Source organism: Lipingzhangella halophila, assembly GCF_014203805.1.
GTDB lineage: Bacteria > Actinomycetota > Actinomycetes > Streptosporangiales > Streptosporangiaceae > Lipingzhangella > Lipingzhangella halophila.
This window is the reverse complement of sequence record NZ_JACHJT010000001.1, coordinates 4,875,169-4,892,833: the sequence shown is the minus strand read 5'-3', so window position 1 is coordinate 4,892,833 and position 17,665 is coordinate 4,875,169. Positions and strand designations below refer to the sequence as shown.

The window sequence follows — 17,665 nt, the reverse complement described above, 5'->3', positions numbered from 1 at the left end:
CCCCGGACAGGGTGCCAAGTGCCTTGTGATAGCTTTCACGAGCAAGCACCCCACTGAACATTCCAGTCGGAGTCCACACATGCAGGAACACGACGCCCGGGTTTTCCGTGGCGCCGCGATTCCCACAGCCATCGTCGGGTCGATCGCCATGGTCGTCGCGTTCGCGATGAAGGGCGTACCGGGGCTCATCGGAGCCCTTGTCGGCACTCTCCTTGTTGTCGCCTTCTTCGCGGTCAGCTTCGTCGTGGTGAGCTGGGCGGGCCGGGTCGGTCCGCATCTGATGTTCCCGGCGGCCATGGCGAGCTATGTACTGAAGATCGTGCTGCTCGGCGTGCTGCTGGCCGTGTTGCGCGATGTCGGCGGGTTCGACCGGATGGCGTTCGGAGCGACCGCGATCACCGGCTCACTCGTCTGGGTCGGTGCGCACATGCGCGCCATGGCCACCGACCGGCGCCCTATCATCGAGGAGACGGACTCCGCCGAGCCGGAGAGCGCCGCGCGGTCCGCCCCGGCAGGGCGGCGGTCGTGAGCGCGTTGGGGCAGGGCAGTGTGCTCGCCCGCCAGACCACCTGTTACGTTCCGGAGCGAGATGAACGTTCGCCACGACGGCGACCGCGGTCACGACGATCACGAGTCCCAGCCCGACCCGACATCGCTCGTCGCGATCCTGCTGGGCGGGCTCGCGGCCTGGGGCGGGCTCGGCTGGCTGGCCGATTGGGCGCTCGGGTACGAGGGGTTGTTCCTGCCGATTGGACTCGTGCTGGGCGCGGTCGGTTCCGTCTATCTGATCTACGTCCGGTACGTCCGGTCCTGATCGTCCACTGTGGCGTCCTGCCCCGCTGCGGGGCCACCAACACCATGACGAGGTTCGATGTTGTGTCACGACGAAAGGATTCGCCGTGAGTGATGAGGCGATTCATGCCGCGGCGGGCGAGGACTGCCACCTCTTCGGCGATAACAACTGCGGTTTCGAAGAAGTAGCGCCCGGGGTCGAGGCCTTCTTCCCGGATCCGATTTTGGAATTCGGTCTTCCGCTCACCGCGGGAATCACGAAGTACACGCTGCTGCTGGTGGTGTCGGTCCTGCTGGTGATGGGTTTCTGGTACATCACCACCCGCAAGTCCGCCGTCGTTCCGGGGCGCCTGCAGAGTGTCGCGGAAATGCTGGTCACGTTCATCCGGGACCAGGTGACCCGGCAGCAGATGGGCAAAGAGGGCGACAAGTACCTCCCCCTGATGGTGACCCTCTTTCTGTTCCTTTTCTCGATGAACGTCATGGGCATAATTCCCGGTCTCCAACTTCCGGTGACCAGCCATATCGCCTTTCCTGCCGCGCTCGCGGTCTACGTCTACGTTATGTGGAACGCGATCGGGATCAAGAGGCACGGTGTCGCCGGACACTTCGTGGCCCGGGTCGTTCCGGGTGGTGCGCCCAAGTGGATCCTTCCGCTGCTCGTTCCGATCGAGATCGCCCAGAACTTCATCGCCAGGCCGGTGACCCACGCGCTGCGGCCGTTCGCCGCGATGCTCTCCGGCCACCTGCTGCTGGCGGTGTTCGCCGTCGGCGGCTGGTACATGCTCAATCTGGGCGCCGGGGGATTCCTCAGTGTTCTCTCCGTGGGCTACTCGGGGATAGCGCTCGTCGCCTTTATCGTCTTCACGGGATTCGAGCTGTTCATCATGGCGCTGCAGGCCTACGTGTTCATCATGCTGGCCTCCAGTTACCTCGGTGAGGCCCTGGAGGGCGCGCACTAGCGACGTTTTCCGGTCCTGGCTCGTACGTTCACGTCGGCCGATTCGGCGGTTACCGCCCGTCGAACCGTTCTAGCAAAGGGATAATCAATGGACATCGAAGGCAACCTCAACCTCATCGGATACGGCCTCGCCGCCATCGGCCCCGGTATCGGTGTGGGCCTCATCTTCGGTCTCGGTGTGCAGGCCATCGCCCGCCAGCCCGAGGCCCGCGGCATGCTGCAGGGCCAGATGCTGATCGGGTTCGCCCTCACCGAGGTGCTCGCCCTGATCGGTCTGGTTCTCGCCTTCGTCCTCTGAGATAGGCGCATGGTTAACAACGCGAAGGGATTTCGGCCATGATCTTGGCAGCCGAGCAACACAATCCCCTGGCCTTCCACTGGGACGAGTTCATCTTTGGCCTTATCGCCCTGATCGTCCTGGTCGTCTTTATGGCCAGGATGTGGCCGAAGCTCACTTCGGCGCTGGACGAGCGTGCCAACCAGATCGAGGGCGGCATCGAGCGGGCGCAGAAGGCCGAGGCCGAGGCCGAGGAGATCCGCCAGCAGTACCGCGAGAAGATCGAGGAAGCGCACCGGCAGTACGCGCAGGAGCTGGAGAAGGCCAAGGAGCAGCGCGCCGCCATCATCGCGGAGGCGCGCGAGGAGGCCCAGGTCGAGGCGCGGCGGGTGATCGACGCGGCACACGCCCAGATCGAGGCCGACCGCCAGCACGCGCTCGCGCAGCTCCGATCCGAGATCGGGTCGCTCTCCGCCGACTTGGCGGAACGCATCGTGGGCGAGACACTCAGCGACAGCGCGGCCCAGAACCGGGTCATCGACCGGTTCCTGGACGAGCTGGAGCAGAGCGATTCGCAGACTGAGGTGCGCTGATGCGTGGTATCAGTCGGGCGTCTCTCGACGAGGTGGTGCGGCGTTTCGACGCGATTCTGCCATCGGCGAACGCCGCCACACTCGGGCACGAGCTGTTCGAGGTCGTCTCCATCCTGGCGGAGGAGCACTCGCTGCGCCGGTGGTTGGCCGACCCGGCCAACGAAGGTGACCAGAAGTCCGGGCTGATGGGTGAGCTGCTGGAGTCGAAGGTGTCACCGGCCACGGTCCTCGTGGTCAGCGACATCGTCCGGTCCCGGTGGTCGACGGGCCGCGACATGGTCAACGCCGTCGAGCGGGTCGCCGCGTACGCGACGGTGGCCGTGGCCGAGGACGAGCAGCGGCTCAACGAGCTGGAGGACGAGATCTTCCGGTTCGGGCGCGTCGTCGCCGCGAATCCCGAGCTTCGCGCTTCGCTCGCGATGGAGGGCGTCGCCGCCTCGCATAAGCGGACCCTGGTGGAGAACCTGCTGTCGGGGAAGGTCAACTCGGCCACGCTTCGGCTGGTCACGGAGGCTGTAACACGTCCACGCGGACGTACCCTGGAGCAGGGGCTGGAACACTTCGGGCAGCTTGTCGCCGAGCGAGCGCAACGTTACGTCGCGGTGGTGCGCACGGCCGTCCCGCTGAGCGAGAACCAGCAGGCTCGGCTGCAGGATGAGCTGAGCCGCGCGTACGGCCGGAGTATCCACCTGAACATCGAAATCGCCCCGGAGATCGTGGGTGGGCTCTCCATCCGCGTGGGTGACGAAGTCATCGACGGCACGGTCGCCGGACGACTCTCTGAGGTCCGGCGCCGCCTGGCCGGCTGACGTGACCTTTTCACGCAAGGCAAGACGCACGGCGCCAGGAAAGTACGGCGCCACCCGAGAGCAAGGACATACGTGAGATGGCGGAGCTGACGATCCGGCCGGACGAGATCCGGAACGCGCTGCAGCGCTTCGTCCAGTCGTACGAGCCCGACGCCGCGGCACGCGAAGAGATCGGAACCGTCACCTATTCCGGTGACGGCATCGCGCGCGTCAGCGGTCTCCCCTCGGCGATGGCGAACGAACTGCTGGAATTCGAAGACGGTACGCAGGGCTTGGCCCAGAACCTGGAGATCGGCGAGATCGGCGCCGTTGTTCTGGGTGACTTCACCCACATCGAGGAGGGCCAGACGGTGCGCCGCACCGGTCAGGTTCTCTCGGTGCCGGTCGGCGACAACTTCCTGGGCCGGGTCGTCGACCCCCTGGGCCGCCCGATCGACGGCAAGGGCGAGATCGAGACCACCGAGCGCCGGGACCTTGAGACGCAGGCCCCCTCGGTGATGCAGCGCCAGCCGGTGGGTGAGCCGATGCAGACCGGTATCAAGGCGATCGACTCCATGACACCGATCGGCCGCGGTCAGCGCCAGTTGATCATCGGCGACCGGCAGACCGGTAAGACCGCTATCGGTATCGACACGATCATCAACCAGAAGACGAACTGGGAGTCCGGCGACCCCGAGAAGCAGGTGTACTGCATCTACGTGGCGATCGGCCAGAAGGGCTCGACCATCGCCGGTGTGCGGGGCGCGCTGGAGGAAGCCGGCGCGATGGACTACACCACCATCGTCGCCGCTCCGGCCTCGGACCCGGCGGGCTTCAAGTACATCTCCGCCTACACCGGTTCGGCCATCGGCCAGCACTGGATGTACGGCGGCAAGCACGTCCTCATCGTGTTCGACGACCTGACCAAGCAGGCCGAGGCGTACCGCTCGGTGTCGCTGCTGCTGCGCCGCCCGCCGGGCCGCGAGGCCTACCCCGGTGACGTCTTCTACCTGCACTCCCGGCTGCTGGAGCGTTGCGCGAAGCTGTCCGACGACATGGGCGCCGGGTCGATGACCGGGCTCCCGCTCATCGAGACCAAGGCGAACGACGTCTCCGCCTACATCCCGACCAACGTCATCTCGATCACCGACGGCCAGGTCTTCCTGGAGTCCGACCTGTTCAACAAGGGCCAGCGGCCGGCGATCAACGTCGGTGTGTCGGTCTCCCGTGTCGGCGGTTCCGCGCAGACGAAGGCGATTCGGAAGGTCACCGGTTCACTGCGGCTGGGCCTGGCCCAGTACCGCGAACTGGAGGCGTTCGCCGCCTTCGGCTCCGACCTGGACGACGTCTCCAAGGCCCAGTTGCAACGCGGCGAGCGGCTGATGGAGATGCTGAAGCAGGGCCAGTACTCCCCGTTCCCGATGGAGCAGGAGGTCGTATCGATCTGGGCCGGCACCAACGGCCAGTTCGACGACGTGCCCGTTGAGGACGTCAGCAGGTTCGAGTCCGACTTCCTGGAGTACCTCGGCCGCGAGCACTCCGGTGTCCTGGAGAACATCCGCGAGAGCGGCAAGTTCGAGGACGAGACCGCGGACGCGCTCAAGGACGCCATCACGACCTTCAAGCAGGGCTTCCAGACCAGCTCGGGCACGCTCCTCGGCAACGAGGAGGAGGCCGAGTCGCTGGAGGAGGAGAAGGTCGGCCAGGAAACCATCAAGGTCGCCAAGGGCGCCGGGAAGTAGACCATGGGAGCACAGCTTCGCGTCTATCGCCGGAGGATCCGCTCGACGAAGTCGATGGCGAAGATCACCCGGGCGATGGAGCTCATCGCCACCACCCGCATCACCAGGGCGCAGCGGGCGGCCCAGGCGGCTGGGCCCTATTCACGGGAGATCACCCGGGCCGTCTCCGCCCTGGCGGCGCGGGTGTCCGAGCACCCCCTGCTCGTGGAGCCGGAGAAGCCGACCCGGGCCGCCATCCTGGTGGTCACCAGCGACAAGGGACTGGCCGGCGCCTTCACCCCGAACGCCATCAAGGAGGCGGAGTCCCTCACCGCCCTGCTGAACGAGCAGGGCAAGGAGGTGGTGCTCTACGTGGTGGGCCGCAAGGGGGTCAACTACTACCAGTTCCGCCGGCGCTCCCTGGAGGAGACCTGGGAGGGCGTCACCGAGCGTCCCGCCTACAAGGACGCCAAGGAGATCGGGGACGCCCTGATCAGCCGGTTCACGCAGGACGCCGACGATGGCGGGGTGGACGAGCTGCACGTCGTCTCCACCGAGTTCGTCTCGATGCTCACGCAGCGGGCGTCATCCAACCGCATGCTGCCCCTGGAAGTCCAGGAAGTGGATGGCGAGGAACTGGAGGCGGCGCATGGCGGCGCCCTTCCCCTCTACGAGTTCGAGCCGTCGGCCGAGGAAGTCCTGGACCAACTGCTTCCGCAGTACGTGACGAACCGGATCTATTTTGCGCTCCTTGATTCGGCGGCGTCCCAGTGGGCCTCCCGTCGCAACGCGATGAAGGCCGCGACCGACAACGCCGAGGAGCTTGTCCAGAACCTGACCCGCCAGGCCAACCAGGCCCGTCAGGCGGAGATCACCAGCGAGATCAGCGAGATCGTCGGCGGAGCCGACGCCCTTGCTGCTGCCAGCGGGGAGTGAGGAAAGTGACTGCGACTGCTGAAGAGACGGCAGCCCCGGGCACGGGCACCGGGCGAGTCGCCCGGGTTACCGGTCCGGTCGTCGACGTGGAGTTCCCCGTCGACTCGCTGCCGGGCATCTACAACGCACTGAAGACCGATGTGGTCATCGGTGGAGAGACCAAGACGCTGACGCTGGAGGTTGCCCAGCACCTCGGCGACAACCTGATCCGCGCGATCTGCCTGCAGCCGCAGGACGGGCTGCCCCGGGGCAACGAGGTCCGCGACACCGGCGAGCCGATCAGTGTTCCGGTTGGCGACGTCGTCAAGGGCCACGTGTTCAACGCGCTGGGCGAGTCGATGGACGTCAAGTCCTCCGAGCTGGAGGTCCAGGAACGCTGGCCGATCCACCGGTCCGCTCCGGCCTTCGACCAGCTGGAGTCGAAGACCGAGATGATGGTCACCGGCATCAAGATCATCGACCTGCTCACCCCGTACGTGCGGGGCGGCAAGGTCGGCCTGTTCGGGGGTGCCGGGGTTGGCAAGACCGTCCTGATCCAGGAGATGATCACCCGTATCGCCCGCAACTTCGGCGGTGTCTCCGTCTTCGCGGGTGTGGGTGAGCGGACCCGTGAGGGCACCGACCTCTTCCTTGAGATGGAGGAGATGGAGGTGCTCCCCGACACCGCGCTCGTCTTCGGCCAGATGGACGAGCCCCCGGGGACCCGGCTGCGTGTCGCGCTGTCCGCGCTGACGATGGCGGAGTACTTCCGCGACGTGCAGAACCAGGACGTGCTGCTCTTCATCGACAACATCTTCCGGTTCACCCAGGCCGGCCAGGAAGTTTCCACGCTGCTCGGGCGTATGCCCTCGGCGGTGGGCTACCAGCCGAACCTGGCCGACGAGATGGGCCAGCTCCAGGAGCGGATCACCTCGACCCGCGGTAACTCGATCACCTCGATGCAGGCGATCTACGTGCCCGCGGACGACTACACCGACCCGGCTCCGGCGACCACGTTCGCCCACCTGGACGCCACCACCGAGCTTTCCCGGCCGATCTCGCAGAAGGGCATCTACCCGGCGGTCGACCCGCTCACCTCGACCTCGCGCATCCTCGACCCGCAGTACGTGGGCGAGGAGCACTACCAGGTCGCCCAGCGGGTGAAGGAGATCCTGCAGCGCAACAACGAGCTGCAGGACCAGATCGCCATCCTCGGTATCGATGAGCTGTCCGAGGAGGACAAGATCATCGTGAACCGGGCGCGGCGCCTGGAGCGTTTCCTGTCGCAGAATATGTTCGTTGCCGAGAAGTTCACCGGCAACCCGGGTGTGTTCGTCCCGCTGGAGGAGACCATCGCCTCCTTCAAGGGCCTCTGCGAGGGCGAGTACGACCACCTGCCCGAGCAGGCGTTCCTGGACGTCGGCAACATCGAGATGGCCGTCGAGAAGGCCAAGACGCTGCAGGGCTAGTTCGTGCGCGGAGTGGGCACCAAGGTGCCCACTCTGGCCGGACGGCCTGCGAGCCTAAGGAGTCTGTGGCAGTGTCGAAGAAGCTTTCCGTCGAGATCGTCTCGCCCGAGCGCGAGCTGTGGGCGGGCGAGGGCGACATGGTCGTCGCGAAGACGGCGGACGGGGAGATCGGTATCCAGCCCGGGCACGTTCCGGTGCTGGGAACGCTCGCCGAGGGCGCCGTGGTCCGGGTCCTCGGTGCGCGGGAGACCGGTGAGGTCCGCGCCGCGGCGCACGGGGGGTTCATCTCCGTGGCCGACGAGCGGGTCTCTATCCTGGCCGAGACCGCCGAACTCTCCGAGGACATCGACATCGAGCGGGCCAAGGCGGCCCTTCGGGAGTCGGAGTCCAGTTCCGCCGCCAACAGCGAGGAGGCGCGCGAGCAGTCCGAGCGCGCCGAACGCGCCCGCAGCCGGCTGCGGGCCGCGGGCGAGGACGTATGACCTAAAACCCGCCAGGGACTACGAGAGTGGGGGAGTAGCTGTCCAGCGCGACATGGTTCCAGATCGCCGAATGGCTGTTCTTCGCCCTGCTCACGATCGCCCTGCTGGCTCTGGTGGCCGTCACCATGCGCAGGTACCTCCTGGAGCGTGAGGGGGGCGGCGTCGAGTGCTATCTGCGATACGGGAGCGGGGACCGGCGGCCGTGGCGCATGGGTTTCGGCCGCTACGGCACCGACGAGTTGCGGTGGTACCGCGTGTTCTCACTGTGGCCGCGGCCGGCAGCGAAGCTGCCGCGCCGCGGCCTCGTTGTTATGAGCCGCCGCTTCCCAACCTCCGCGGACCTCGCGGAACTCACCTCTGACCTGGTGGTGGTCGAGGTGGGATGGATAGCGTCCGACGGGTCCGACCCCAAGGACCCGGTCTACGAGATCGCGATGACCGAGGGCGCGCTCACCGGGTTCCTGTCCTGGCTGGAGTCGATGCCTCCAGGGGGCACCACCTGGCAGCCCTGACCGGGCACTCCGTCGCCGATCTTGAGGATTCCGTTCCTTCATCACGCCACAAAGGGACGGAATCCTCAAGATCGGCGCCCAGGCCGCTCACAATCCGGACATAGCGGGCGCGTGAGGGCTCACGCCGCACCGAAACCGACCGTGCGGACAGATTCGGCGCCGAGACCGGCCCCACAGACAGTCTCGGCGCGGCCCAGCACCGAGAACGACACCACAGACACCCCCACTGGACCCCAGCACCGGCCTTCGCCGCCCCCGTTACACGCGCCACCATCGGGCACCCGTACCGATGATCGAGGGCTGACCCATCCACCCGCCTTCGCTGCTCTCGTTGGGCGCGCGACCACTGGCCGCCAGTACCGGGTGATTGCGACCGCGGCTCCAGGCGCACGCCGCGACACACCGAGAACACCGAGCCTCGAACGGCGCGGGAACGGACAGAATGCGCGCGATCGGCGATAATCGCCCCATGATCGTGGCATTTTCTGTGAGCCCCATGGGGGCGGGTGAGTCCGTAGCGCCGGCCGTGGCCCGCGCCGTGCGTGTGGTGCGCGAGAGCGGACTGCCGAACCGTACCGACGCGATGTTCACCACCATCGAAGGCGAGTGGGACGAGGTCATGGACGTCGTCCGACGCGCCGTGGAGGCCGCCGGAGAAGGGGCTGGACGGGTCAGCCTCACCCTGAAGGCGGATATTCGCGAGGACGTCGAGGACGGGCTGACCAGCAAGGTCGAGGCCGTCGAACGCGAGCTGGAGGGGTAGGCACACGGCCGTCCGCGCGGGGCGCCCGACCCAGGCGAGCGGCAGCGAGCCCAAAAAGCAGGTCGGGGGCCGCCGGGGTTCTGGAGGGTCCGCAGGTGTGGTGGCCGTGACCGGCGAAGCCGATTGGGTGCCGCACCGGAGGTGCCCGAAGGTTCCCGGCTTCGGGGCGCCCGACCCAGGCGAGCGGCAGCGAGCCCAAAAAGCAGGTCGGGGGCCGCCGGGGTTCTGGAGGGTCCGCAGGTGTGGTGGCCGTGACCGGCGAAGCCGATTGGGTGCCGCACCGGAGGTGCCCGAAGGTTCCCGGCTTCGGGGCGCCCGACCCAGGCGAGCGGCAGCGAGCCCAAAAAGCAGGTCGGGGGCCGCCGGGGTTCTGGAGGGTCCGCAGGTGTGGTGGCCGTGACCGGCGAAGCCGATTGGGTGCCGCACCGGAGGTGCCCGAAGGTTCCCGGCTTCGGGGCGCCCGACCCAGGCGAGCGGCAGCGAGCCCAAAAAGCAGGTCGGGTGCCGCCGGGGTTCTGGAGGGTCCGCAGGTGTGGTGGCCGTGACCGGCGAAGCTGACTGGGTGCCGCACCGGAGGTGCCCGAAGGTTCCCGGCTTCGGGGCGCCCGACCCAGGCGAGCGGCAGCGAGCCCAAAAAACACTGCTCAGCGCTCGCCGCCGGGCTTCCAGAGGACTTCGGTGCCGTCCCGGCCGAGCACCCGGCACAGGATGAACAGCAGGTCGGAAAGCCGGTTGAGGTACTTCGCTGTCAGCGGGTTGACGGTGTCGCCGTGTTCCTCGATCGCCAGCCAGGTGCTGCGCTCGGCTCGCCGCGTGACGACGCGGGCGGTGTGCATCAGGGCCACCACGGGCGAGCCGCCGGGCAGGATGAAGCTGCGCAGTTTCGGCAGGTCCGTGTTGTGGGTGTCGCAGGCGTCCTCAAGGCGGTCGATGTAGTCGGACTCGACACGCAGCGGGGGATATTCCGGGTTGGGCGCCACCGGTGTTGACAGGTCTGCCCCGAGGTCGAAAAGCTCGTTCTGCACCCGGGAGAGCAGGGCCCGGATGTCGTCGGGGATCCGCTCGCCGAACGCGAGCGCGGTCCCGATGGCGGCGTTGGCCTCCTCCACGTCGGCGTACGCGGCGAGCCGGGAGTCGGTCTTGGTGGTCCGGCTCATGTCTCCCAGCGCGGTCTCGCCGGCGTCGCCCGCGCGGGTGTAGATCTTCGACAGCACAACCGGAGTGTCGGTCTCGCGTTTGGTCATGCCCCAACTCTAGACGGGCGGACCTGGGCCGGGGTTCTCGCGCGATGCGCACGCTGAGCGTCGGGGCGAGCACGTTCCATAACCGTTGGGTCTCAGGGGCTGCACGCCACTCGGGATGCTGATACTTTAAGAAACTAATTAACTACCTAGAGTAGTGAATTGCGAGGGCGCGATGGCGTGTTCGCGCTCGGGTGTATGGCGGGGGCCATCCGAGTGGCATCTGAGGGGGAAGTGCCCGTGGCCCGGATCGGATACCGGGCCACGGGCACTCTGCCGCGGTCGGACGGTTACCGCAGCCAGAGATCGGCTTGGCGATCGAACGTGATGTCCTGCGCGTGCAGCATCCCGTTCACCGGGAGGGTGCTGTCGGCGTAGGTCTGGACCGCGTAGGCGATCCCACCGGACAGGTCCTCCACGGCGGTCTCGTTGATGTTGTCGATGTCGTCGTCGGGCGTGTGGTAGCTGGGGTCGAAGGGCTCGCCAGCGGTGCCGCCGTAGTACCCGACCTGCTCCTCGGTCTTGACGCCATCGGCGCCGCTGAACAGGCCGCCGGACGGGATGCCGGCCTCAAGGAACGCCCCGTAGTCGGAGCGCCCGTTGAGGGCGGTGGGCTCGCTTACCAGGTCCTGCTCGGCGAAGTAGTCCTCGAAGAGCTTCTGGATCGCGGCCGAGCCGGCCGGCGGCGGCATCGACTCCTCCATCTCACCGCGGCCGTCGTAGACGAAGCGGCCGAAGTTCGGTGAGCCGACCATGTCGAAGTTCAGGTAGAGCGCGATGTCCTGGCGCTCCTGCTCGCTCAGGCCCTCGACATACTCCGTGGACCCGATGAGGCCCTGCTCCTCGGTGCCCCAGAACGCGAACCGCACCTGGTTGGTGGGCTCGTCGTTGGTGGGCTCGTCGAGCGTGCCGAGCTGAACGGCGGTCTCCAGGATCGCGGCGGAGCCGCTGCCGTTGTCGTTGATGCCGGGGCCCGCGGGAACGCTGTCGAGGTGCGCCCCGACGACGACGGTGTTGTTGTCCCGGCCGCCATCGGTATCGGCGATGATGTTGTACGACGATTCCGTGCTGACCTCGGAGTCGACGGCCAAGCGCACCTCCAGGCCTTCGCCGGCGGCCGCGAGGTCCTCGCCGACAGCGGTGCTCGTGCTGACGACCGGGATCCCGACCGGGTTGGACAACGTGCCGTTGAAGGCGCCGGTCTCCTCCTCGGAGCCGCCGCCCTGGTTGAAGAGCACGGCGGCCGACGCTCCCGCGTCGGCGGCGTTGGTGGCCTTCTCCTCGAAGCTGCAGGTGCCGCGGCGCATGATGGCGACCGCTCCCTCGGGGAACTCGGCGAAGTCCGCGGCCGCGCAGCCGCTGGCATCGCTGTCGGGGTGCACCGCGGCGCCCGGGGCCGCGACCTCACCGGAGCCGGAGTAGGTCATGGTCCGGAAGTCGTCCTCGTGGACGAACTCGCGTTGCTCGGGCGCGGTCTGGCTGAACTCGGGTGTGGAGTGCTCCACCCAGCGGTCGAACTCGTAGGTGTGCTTCCGCGGCGTGTAGCCCGCCGTTTCGAGCTGGTCGATGACGTAGTCCGCGGCGGCGTCGTACCCCGGTGTGCCGTCCGCGCGGTTTCCGCCGTTGTGCTCAGCGATCTCCTGCAGGTTCTCCAGGTGGCCGATGATGTTCTTCGCGGTCACGAGGTCCGGCAGCGACTCGTCGGCGCTCGCCGGCGCTGACGACAGCGCGAGTCCGGATGTCACGACCACGCCGGCCCCGCCAGCCAGCAGTGTCCGGAACGGCGAACGGGTACGCCGACCTGATCCGTCTGGAGGTGCACTGAACACCGGTGTCCTCCCGGGCGAGGTATCGCGGAGATCGCGCGATGCGCGAGCAAGTCCGGTGAAGCCTGCCACCCCGGAACACCGCGGTTCAAGCACAACCGCGCACTTTGCCACATCCAGCCACACCTCTTACGTGAACCAGGCGGATGTGGTCTTGTGACTCCTCCCGCCGCTAAAGCGGCTGGGTTTCTCCTGTGTGCTCTCAGGCGATAGGAAGGACCAGCCCGGCCCTGATACCCACGTTGATCGCTGCCACCCGGTCGGCATGCTCGGCATAACCGCACTGCACACAGCGGAACTTTTCCTGACTGGGGCGGTTGTCGGCACTGACGTGCCCACACGCTTTGCGCGGGCAGGTGCGCGACGTGTCGCGGGCCTCCACCGGGATCAGCTCACGACCGGCGCTTGCAGCCTTGTGCGCGAGGATTCCCAGGAACACCCCCCAACCCGCATCCAGAATGCTTGTGTTCAGCCCGGCCTTGGCGGCGGCGTTGTTCGCACGGAACACGCCTGGCTGCTCGGGGTCGGGTTTGGGGGCGGGCGCCGTGGTCATGCCCGCGATGTTGAGCCGCTCGCAGGCGATCGCGTCGAAACGGCGGACGAGGGCGAGCGCCTTCTTGTGGTGGTGGTCCCGGCGCTGGCGCCGCACTTTGGCATACAGCCTGGACACCCGGGCCTGTGCCGCCTGGTGCTTGCGGGTGCGGTTCTTGGCCTTGGTCCGCTTGGGAAAGGCCGCAAGGTCGCGCTGAGCATCAGCCAGCCTCTCCGCGGAGGATGCGAGGAACCTCGGGTTGTCGACGTGTTCGCCCTCGGAGGTGGTGAGAAACGACGCCACTCCCATGTCGATGCCCGCGACCCTTCCGGTCGGCTCCACGGGCTCAGCGGGAACCTGCGCACACGCCAGCACTACATACCACCGGTCGCCCTCGCGCTTGATGCTGATCGTCTTCACACGGCCCTTGACCGGCCGGTGCTGGTGGACACGCACGTGTCCGACACCCTGAAGACGAACGCGCCTAACGCGGTCGTTGGGGGTGGAGTTCCAGCGACACCCGTCGCCGTCCTTGGGAAAGTCGACCGTGTCGAAGCGTCCCACCCCACGAAAGCGCGGATAGCCCGGCTTCTGGCCCGCCTTCACGCGCCGGAAGAACGCGCCGAACGCCTTGTCCAACCGGCGCAGGGTGGCCTGCTGGGAAGAGAACGACCACCGCCCCTGCCGCTCGGTGTCGAAACCCCGGATCTCTTTGAGCTGGGCGGACTGGTCGCCGTAGGTGATCCGCGTCTTGGAGGGGTGCCGGTAGGCGTCGCGGCGTTCCTGCAACGCGGCGTTGTACAGGCAGCGGTGGTCGCGCAGCATCGCAGCAAGCGCGACCTGTTGCCGCCTGGTCGGGCGAAGGAGGAACGTGTAGGCGCGGTGCACGACGCGTCTCCCTTCTTCGTGCCCGGGCGTTGCCACCGGGTGTCGATGCATTGCTGCACCGTATCGGCGCTCACGGCACCGACCGACGTGGCGAAGTACGATGAGGACCACAACGTTGAAAGCTTCGATCGCAGGTGGGAAAACTCCTCCCGCAGTACGCGCGAGGTGAACCCTGTGAACTGGTTGGCCACATATGAGGCCGAGGATTTCGGGGCGTGCGTGACGACCAGGTGCACGTGGTCGGGCAGCAGCCCAACGGCGATAATCTCCCACCCGCGTTCATCGGCCTTGGCGGCGACCAGTTCCTCCACCCGGTCCGCGACGCGCCCGCCGATGACCGGGCGGCGGTACTTCGCACACCACGTGGAGCCCGAGGTCGGACACGCCACCGGAGAACCGGCGACCCTTCCGAGTCACAGACACACGGACAGTATATACGCCACAGGTCTACTTACCGTGGTCTGTGGACGCCGGACCGCCTGGCGGCGGTCCCGGCTGCCCTTGTCCCGCTACGCGGGCACCCTGATTCCCCCACCGGCTAAAGCCGGTGGTCCCCTCAGGAGGATTTGATGGAGAGTCTTGGCGGCGCTCGGCGCGCACATCGTTACTCGCTGGAATCGATCTCGCGGCGCTTCTGGTGCTTGCGCTTCCGGCGCTCGACACCGACCCCGCCCATGACCGCCAGTCCCGCGATGTGCACGATGGGCGTGCCCGGGTCGGTGACGCTGGGGGTGGCGACCTCGCCGCTACTGCCGAAGCCGCCCATGACACCGGCCCCGTGCACCCGGACCTCGACGTCGTCGGGCACGATGATCTCGATGCCCCCCATGAGGGTGACGGCGAAGATGGTCACCTCGCGCTGGGTGAACAACGCCTCGCGAAGGTCGAGACCGATGCCGCCCATGACAGCGGTGGCCACGTACCGGGCGGGAACGGTCCAGTGCCCGCTGCGCTCGGCGCCCCCCATGACCGCGATCGAGACCGCCCCACTCGCCTCGTTGTTGACGATGCGTTCGGCACCGTAGACCGGCCGCGGCGAGGGAAACGCCGAAGCCGCCTCCCGCGCCGGCGCCGCGGAGTCGGGCAGATCGGTGGTGAGCGGTTCGAGCTCCCCCCGCGTCTTGGCGCCGTAGACCGCGTCGAGCCGCTCACTGTGCTCGTCGGGACTGAGCCGACCCTCGGCGAGCGCATCGCGCAGCCGCGCCGCCACGGCGTCGCGGTCGCTGTCCGAGGCGCGAATCCGGTGGCCGCCGGATTCGTCGGGCGTCGAAGTGTCCGCTGTGTCAGCCATGCGGCTATTCTCCCGCGCGCGGCGACCACGTAGGCCCGGAGCCACCCTGAGTTCCCCCTGAGACGCCCTGGTACCCGTCCCTGTGGCCGCGCGGCTCAGAACAACCGGGGGATGTCGGGCTCGATGCCCCGCAGCTCGTCGTAGTCCAGGGTGACGCAGTCGATGCCGCGGTCGGTCGCGAGCACCCGTGCCTGCGGTTTGATCTCCTGGGCGGCGAACACTCCGCGAACCGGCTTCAGCGCCGGGTCGCGGTTGAGGAGCTCCAGGTAGCGGGTGAGCTGCTCGACGCCGTCGATGTCGCCCCGCCGTTTCAGCTCCACCGCCACGGTGCTCCCCTCGGAGTCGCGGCACAGGATGTCGACGGGCCCGATAGCGGTGGGATACTCGCGGCGGATCAGCGTGTACCCCTCGCCGAGGGTGGTGATGTGCTCGGCGAGCAGCTCCTGAAGGTGGGCCTCGACCCCGTCCTTCTGCAGCCCGGGGTCGGCGCCGAGCTCGTGCGAGCTGTCGTGCAGGAACTCCTCGATGCGCAGCACCAGCATCTCGCCGGACTTGCCGTGCGTGATCGTCCATACGGGCACGCCGTCGTCCGCTTCGGACTCGCGCACCGTACACGGCGGATTCATCCAGTTCAGCGGTTTGAAGGCGCGATCGTCGGCGTGTACGGAGACCGATCCGTCGGCCTTCATCAGGATCAGCCGCGGTGCCAGGGGGAGATGGGCGGTCAGCCGGCCGACGTAGTCGACGCTGCATCGGGCGATAACAAGGCGCACGGTAGGTCACGCTACCGGTCATACGCCCGTGGTGTGTCCGTACCGCCGGGTGCGTACCGAGGCACCGCGACATCGCCAGGTGACCGCCGCCACGCGTGACATACCCAACCGTGATCAGGAGCACGATCACGGTCTAGAGTGGGGCACATGGTGCAGGAATTCGACAAGGTCGGTGTGGTAGGGCTCGGCGCTATGGGCGCCGGTATCGCTGAGGTGTTCGCGCGAGCCGGTTTCACGGTCACCGGGGTTGAGATCGATTCCGCTGCGGTGGATCTCGGCCGCGACCGCGTGCACGCGTCCATGGACAAGGCGGTGCACAAAGGCAAGCTCACCGAAGCTGAACGCGACTCCATTCTCGGTCGCATCGCGTTCAGCACCGCGCGTGAGGACCTGGCCAACGCCGACTTCGTCGTGGAGGCGGTCCCCGAGAGTATCGAGATCAAGCGGGACGTCTTCGCTGACCTCGACCGCGTCTGCCCGCCGGGCACCATCCTGGCCACGAACACCTCGTCGTTGTCCGTCACCGAGATCGCCGCGCTCACCGGACGCCCGGAAAAGGTCGTCGGCCTGCACTTCTTCAACCCGGCCCCGGTGATGAAGCTGGTCGAGGTGGTCGGCACCGTGGGTACCTCTCCGGGAACGGTGGGGGTGACCGCCGAGGTCGCCAAACGCATTGGCAAGACCCCCGTCACCGTGTCCGACCGCGCCGGTTTCGTCGCCAACGCGCTGCTGGTCCCCTACATCAACGACGCCATAAGCGTCTACGAGCGCCGGATCGCCTCGCGCGAGGAGATCGACACCGCCATCACCAAGGCCGCCGGCTTTCCCATGGGCCCGCTCACCCTCGCGGACCTCGTGGGACTGGACGTCTGCGTGGCGGTCATGGACGTCCTGTGGGAGGAGTTCCGCGACCCGCGCTACGCCGCGACGCCGTTGCTGCGCCGGATGGTCAGCGCCGGCATGCTCGGCCGCAAGAGTGGGCAGGGGTTCTACGACCACAGCGGCGCGGACAACCCCGCGGAGGACCCGCCCGACGGCCGCATCGCCCAGATCGTGCGGAACCGCGAACGCGACTTCGACCTGGCCGACCTGCTCCTCGACGCGCACATCGACGACGCGATGCGCATGATCAGCGACGCGTACGCGAGCGAGCGCGATGTCGACACCGCCATGCGGTTCGGCTGCGGCTACCCCAAAGGCCCGACCGAGCTGTTGGAGGAACGGGGCGCGACCCGTGTCGCCGTCACCCTGCACAACGCCGCGGCCCTGGGGCTGCGGGGATCCCGTGCGCCCGCGCCACTGCTCACCGACCTGCTCCCGCGCCCGGTTCGCGAGGGGTGAGCGCCGGGCGCTCCGGCGCCCGAGTGGAGCGCACGCCTCCGTTGCTCCTACCCTGGTGTGGTGAGTCCGCGCCGAAACACGCCCCGCCGCAAGGGGGACCGCAACCAGCAGGGTCAGCCACGCCAACAGCAGAGCGACGACGCGCTGTTCCTGCGCGTGACCGGTGCGGAGCGCCGCGAAGCCGGTCCCGACGGCGAGTGGCTCATCCGGCGCATCAGCGGAACCGCCGCGACCAAGACCTACCGCTGTCCCGGCTGCTACCAACCGATCACGCCGGGCACGCCGCACGTGGTCGCCTGGCGCCCATCCGGCGACGGCACGGACCGCAGGCACTGGCACTCGGCGTGCTGGGACCGGCGCACCGACCGCGGCGTCCGGATACCGCGGCACTAGGAGGTTCCGTGCCGGTGTCCGGGATCCGCGAGCGGCCACCCGCGCGCCTCGGGCCGCGGGGGACGGCTCCCCAGCGGGGCCGGACGCACACCGCCGGCGCACTCGCG

General features: G+C 67.8%; 19 protein-coding genes and 1 pseudogene. 14 read left to right on the top strand and 6 right to left on the bottom strand.

Translation table 11 applies throughout. The features are described from left to right. Nucleotides 1–79: 79 nt before the first annotated feature. The 12 genes from F4561_RS22300 (at nt 80) to F4561_RS22245 (ending at nt 9,273) form a co-directional block, all read left to right on the top strand. Complete coding sequence (locus F4561_RS22300; protein ID WP_184581298.1) at nt 80–529, top strand: Cg1360 family ATP-synthase-associated protein; 450 nt, start codon at nt 80–82, stop codon at nt 527–529. A 60-nt stretch (nt 530–589) separates the two neighbouring features. Continuing rightward, nucleotides 590–814, top strand: coding sequence for a hypothetical protein (locus F4561_RS22295; RefSeq protein ID WP_184581297.1), 225 nt, complete (start codon nt 590–592; stop codon nt 812–814). A gap of 85 nt (nt 815–899) precedes the next feature. Continuing rightward, complete coding sequence (gene atpB, locus F4561_RS22290) at nt 900–1,754, top strand: F0F1 ATP synthase subunit A (RefSeq protein WP_312885449.1); 855 nt, start codon at nt 900–902, stop codon at nt 1,752–1,754. 87 nt (nt 1,755–1,841) lie between these two features. Further along, nucleotides 1,842–2,051 carry an ATP synthase F0 subunit C gene (gene atpE, locus F4561_RS22285; protein ID WP_184581296.1) on the top strand — a complete coding sequence of 70 codons (210 nt, stop codon included), beginning with the start codon at nt 1,842–1,844 and terminating at the stop codon, nt 2,049–2,051. A 38-nt stretch (nt 2,052–2,089) separates the two neighbouring features. Further along, nucleotides 2,090–2,623, top strand: coding sequence for a F0F1 ATP synthase subunit B (gene atpF, locus F4561_RS22280; RefSeq protein ID WP_184581295.1), 534 nt, complete (start codon nt 2,090–2,092; stop codon nt 2,621–2,623). Next, a complete protein-coding gene (locus F4561_RS22275; protein WP_184581294.1) occupies nt 2,623–3,432 on the top strand; it encodes a F0F1 ATP synthase subunit delta in 810 nt (269 codons plus the stop codon). The genes atpF and F4561_RS22275 overlap by 1 nt, the downstream gene beginning before the upstream one ends. Nucleotides 3,433–3,509: 77 nt before the next feature. Next, the gene (gene atpA / locus F4561_RS22270) at nt 3,510–5,153 is read left to right on the top strand and encodes a F0F1 ATP synthase subunit alpha (RefSeq protein ID WP_184581293.1); all 1,644 of its coding nucleotides are present in this window, start codon (nt 3,510–3,512) and stop codon (nt 5,151–5,153) included. A gap of 3 nt (nt 5,154–5,156) precedes the next feature. Further along, nucleotides 5,157–6,068, top strand: a complete 912-nt coding sequence (locus F4561_RS22265) for a F0F1 ATP synthase subunit gamma (protein WP_184581292.1) — start codon at nt 5,157–5,159, stop codon at nt 6,066–6,068. A gap of 5 nt (nt 6,069–6,073) precedes the next feature. Continuing rightward, nucleotides 6,074–7,516, top strand: a complete 1,443-nt coding sequence (gene atpD, locus F4561_RS22260; RefSeq protein WP_184581291.1) for a F0F1 ATP synthase subunit beta — start codon at nt 6,074–6,076, stop codon at nt 7,514–7,516. Nucleotides 7,517–7,587: 71 nt separating this feature from the next. Further along, complete coding sequence (locus tag F4561_RS32780; RefSeq protein WP_184581290.1) at nt 7,588–7,998, top strand: F0F1 ATP synthase subunit epsilon; 411 nt, start codon at nt 7,588–7,590, stop codon at nt 7,996–7,998. Between the two features lie 38 nt (nt 7,999–8,036). After that, entirely contained in the window at nt 8,037–8,510 is a 474-nt protein-coding gene (locus F4561_RS22250; RefSeq protein ID WP_246437911.1) for a DUF2550 domain-containing protein, read from the top strand. A 469-nt stretch (nt 8,511–8,979) separates the two neighbouring features. Then, nucleotides 8,980–9,273, top strand: a complete 294-nt coding sequence (locus F4561_RS22245; protein WP_184581289.1) for an MTH1187 family thiamine-binding protein — start codon at nt 8,980–8,982, stop codon at nt 9,271–9,273. Nucleotides 9,274–9,917: 644 nt separating this feature from the next. Here F4561_RS22245 and F4561_RS22240 read toward each other — a convergent pair. From F4561_RS22240 to nucS, 6 genes and pseudogenes are all read right to left on the bottom strand, one after another. Continuing rightward, the gene (locus tag F4561_RS22240; RefSeq protein ID WP_184581288.1) at nt 9,918–10,517 is read right to left on the bottom strand and encodes a cob(I)yrinic acid a,c-diamide adenosyltransferase; all 600 of its coding nucleotides are present in this window, start codon (nt 10,515–10,517) and stop codon (nt 9,918–9,920) included. Nucleotides 10,518–10,804: 287 nt separating this feature from the next. Then, nucleotides 10,805–12,265 (bottom strand): M28 family peptidase, encoded by a 1,461-nt coding sequence (locus F4561_RS22235; protein ID WP_312885445.1) that lies wholly within the window; start codon nt 12,263–12,265, stop codon nt 10,805–10,807. 277 nt (nt 12,266–12,542) lie between these two features. Continuing rightward, nucleotides 12,543–13,811: an RNA-guided endonuclease InsQ/TnpB family protein gene (locus F4561_RS22230; protein ID WP_221445579.1), complete on the bottom strand. Its 1,269-nt coding sequence runs from the start codon at nt 13,809–13,811 to the stop codon at nt 12,543–12,545. A 50-nt stretch (nt 13,812–13,861) separates the two neighbouring features. After that, a pseudogene (locus F4561_RS32775) lies at nt 13,862–14,071 on the bottom strand (IS200/IS605 family transposase); the annotation flags it as partial. Between the two features lie 293 nt (nt 14,072–14,364). Continuing rightward, nucleotides 14,365–15,051 (bottom strand): DUF1707 SHOCT-like domain-containing protein, encoded by a 687-nt coding sequence (locus F4561_RS22220; RefSeq protein ID WP_184581285.1) that lies wholly within the window; start codon nt 15,049–15,051, stop codon nt 14,365–14,367. A gap of 95 nt (nt 15,052–15,146) precedes the next feature. Next, entirely contained in the window at nt 15,147–15,824 is a 678-nt protein-coding gene (gene nucS, locus F4561_RS22215) for an endonuclease NucS (protein WP_184581284.1), read from the bottom strand. Between the two features lie 147 nt (nt 15,825–15,971). Between nucS and F4561_RS22210 the strand changes: the two genes are divergently transcribed. Continuing rightward, nucleotides 15,972–17,165, top strand: coding sequence for a 3-hydroxyacyl-CoA dehydrogenase (locus F4561_RS22210; protein ID WP_184581283.1), 1,194 nt, complete (start codon nt 15,972–15,974; stop codon nt 17,163–17,165). 60 nt (nt 17,166–17,225) lie between these two features. After that, entirely contained in the window at nt 17,226–17,558 is a 333-nt protein-coding gene (locus F4561_RS22205; protein WP_184581282.1) for an Rv1322 family protein, read from the top strand. Nucleotides 17,559–17,665: the final 107 nt, after the last annotated feature.

Excerpts from the sequence above, each read along its gene's own strand:
- F4561_RS22265 (WP_184581292.1), top strand. The coding sequence starts at position 5,157 with ATGGGAGCACAGCTTCGCGTCTATCGCCGGAGGATCCGCTCGACGAAG.
- F4561_RS22295 (WP_184581297.1), top strand. The coding sequence starts at position 590 with ATGAACGTTCGCCACGACGGCGACCGCGGTCACGACGATCACGAGTCC.
- atpA (WP_184581293.1), top strand. The coding sequence starts at position 3,510 with ATGGCGGAGCTGACGATCCGGCCGGACGAGATCCGGAACGCGCTGCAG.
- F4561_RS22210 (WP_184581283.1), top strand. The coding sequence starts at position 15,972 with ATGGTGCAGGAATTCGACAAGGTCGGTGTGGTAGGGCTCGGCGCTATG.
- F4561_RS22230 (WP_221445579.1), bottom strand. The coding sequence starts at position 13,811 with ATGCATCGACACCCGGTGGCAACGCCCGGGCACGAAGAAGGGAGACGC.
- atpF (WP_184581295.1), top strand. The coding sequence starts at position 2,090 with ATGATCTTGGCAGCCGAGCAACACAATCCCCTGGCCTTCCACTGGGAC.
- F4561_RS22220 (WP_184581285.1), bottom strand. The coding sequence starts at position 15,051 with ATGGCTGACACAGCGGACACTTCGACGCCCGACGAATCCGGCGGCCAC.
- F4561_RS22245 (WP_184581289.1), top strand. The coding sequence starts at position 8,980 with ATGATCGTGGCATTTTCTGTGAGCCCCATGGGGGCGGGTGAGTCCGTA.
- F4561_RS22300 (WP_184581298.1), top strand. The coding sequence starts at position 80 with ATGCAGGAACACGACGCCCGGGTTTTCCGTGGCGCCGCGATTCCCACA.
- atpE (WP_184581296.1), top strand. The coding sequence starts at position 1,842 with ATGGACATCGAAGGCAACCTCAACCTCATCGGATACGGCCTCGCCGCC.
- F4561_RS22240 (WP_184581288.1), bottom strand. The coding sequence starts at position 10,517 with ATGACCAAACGCGAGACCGACACTCCGGTTGTGCTGTCGAAGATCTAC.
- F4561_RS22275 (WP_184581294.1), top strand. The coding sequence starts at position 2,623 with ATGCGTGGTATCAGTCGGGCGTCTCTCGACGAGGTGGTGCGGCGTTTC.